The 1,617-nt window shown below is 56.3% G+C and carries 2 rRNA genes; both read right to left on the bottom strand.

Going from position 1 to position 1,617, the window contains the following annotated elements:
- Positions 1-3: 3 nt before the first annotated feature.
- A 5S ribosomal RNA gene (gene rrf, locus AB0M28_RS40435) occupies positions 4-120 on the bottom strand.
- A 106-nt stretch (positions 121-226) separates the two neighbouring features.
- Positions 227-1,617 (bottom strand): 23S ribosomal RNA (locus tag AB0M28_RS40430); the annotation flags it as partial.

The following is a 1,617-nucleotide window of genomic DNA, read 5'->3' as shown; positions in this document are numbered from 1 at the left end:
ATTGTTCGGCGGCGACCTACTCTCCCACAGGGTCCCCCCTGCAGTACCATCGGCGCGGAAAGGCTTAGCTTCCGGGTTCGGAATGTAACCGGGCGTTTCCCAATCGCTATGACCACCGAAACTCTATGAAACTATCAACCGGATCAACCCCACCCACACACGGATGCGTGTGTGGGGGATCGACGGTTCGTTGTTTCAGAACCTGCACAGTGGACGCGAAGCAGCTATGGACAAGCCCTCGGCCTATTAGTACCAGTCAACTCCACCCGTTACCGAGCTTCCATATCTGGCCTATCAACCCAGTCGTCTACTGGGAGCCTTACCCCATCAAGTGGGTGGGAGTCCTCATCTCGAAGCAGGCTTCCCGCTTAGATGCTTTCAGCGGTTATCCCTCCCGAACGTAGCCAACCAGCCATGCCCTTGGCAGGACAACTGGCACACCAGAGGTTCGTCCGTCCCGGTCCTCTCGTACTAGGGACAGCCCTTCTCAAGACTCCTACGCGCACAGCGGATAGGGACCGAACTGTCTCACGACGTTCTAAACCCAGCTCGCGTACCGCTTTAATGGGCGAACAGCCCAACCCTTGGGACCGACTCCAGCCCCAGGATGCGACGAGCCGACATCGAGGTGCCAAACCATCCCGTCGATATGGACTCTTGGGGAAGATCAGCCTGTTATCCCCGGGGTACCTTTTATCCGTTGAGCGACGGCGCTTCCACAAGCCACCGCCGGATCACTAGTCCCGACTTTCGTCCCTGCTCGACCCGTCAGTCTCACAGTCAAGCTCCCTTGTGCACTTACACTCACCACCTGATTACCAACCAGGCTGAGGGAACCTTTGGGCGCCTCCGTTACCCTTTGGGAGGCAACCGCCCCAGTTAAACTACCCACCAGACACTGTCCCTGATCCGGATCACGGACCGAGGTTAGACATCCAGCACGACCAGAGTGGTATTTCAAGATTGACTCCACAACCACTGGCGTGGCCGCTTCAAAGTCTCCCACCTATCCTACACAAGCCGAACCGAACACCAATATCAAGCTATAGTAAAGGTCCCGGGGTCTTTCCGTCCTGCTGCGCGAAACGAGCATCTTTACTCGTAGTGCAATTTCACCGGGCCTATGGTTGAGACAGTCGAGAAGTCGTTACGCCATTCGTGCAGGTCGGAACTTACCCGACAAGGAATTTCGCTACCTTAGGATGGTTATAGTTACCACCGCCGTTTACTGGCGCTTAAGTTCTCAGCTTCGCCACCCCGAAGAGCAGCTAACCGGTCCCCTTAACGTTCCAGCACCGGGCAGGCGTCAGTCCGTATACATCGCCTTACGGCTTCGCACGGACCTGTGTTTTTAGTAAACAGTCGCTTCTCGCTGGTCTCTGCGGCCACCCCCAGCTCAAGCAGCACGTGCTATCACTAGGAATGGCCCCCCTTCTCCCGAAGTTACGGGGGCATTTTGCCGAGTTCCTTAACCATAGTTCACCCGAACGCCTCGGTATTCTCTACCTGACCACCTGAGTCGGTTTAGGGTACGGGCCGCCATGAAACTCGCTAGAGGCTTTTCTCGACAGCATAGGATCATCCACTTCACCACAATCGGCTCGGCATCAGGTCTCA

Origin of the sequence: Streptomyces sp. NPDC051940, from assembly GCF_040680895.1 — a bacterium.
Taxonomy (GTDB): domain Bacteria; phylum Actinomycetota; class Actinomycetes; order Streptomycetales; family Streptomycetaceae; genus Streptomyces.
This window is presented reverse-complemented; position numbering and strand designations above follow the sequence as displayed.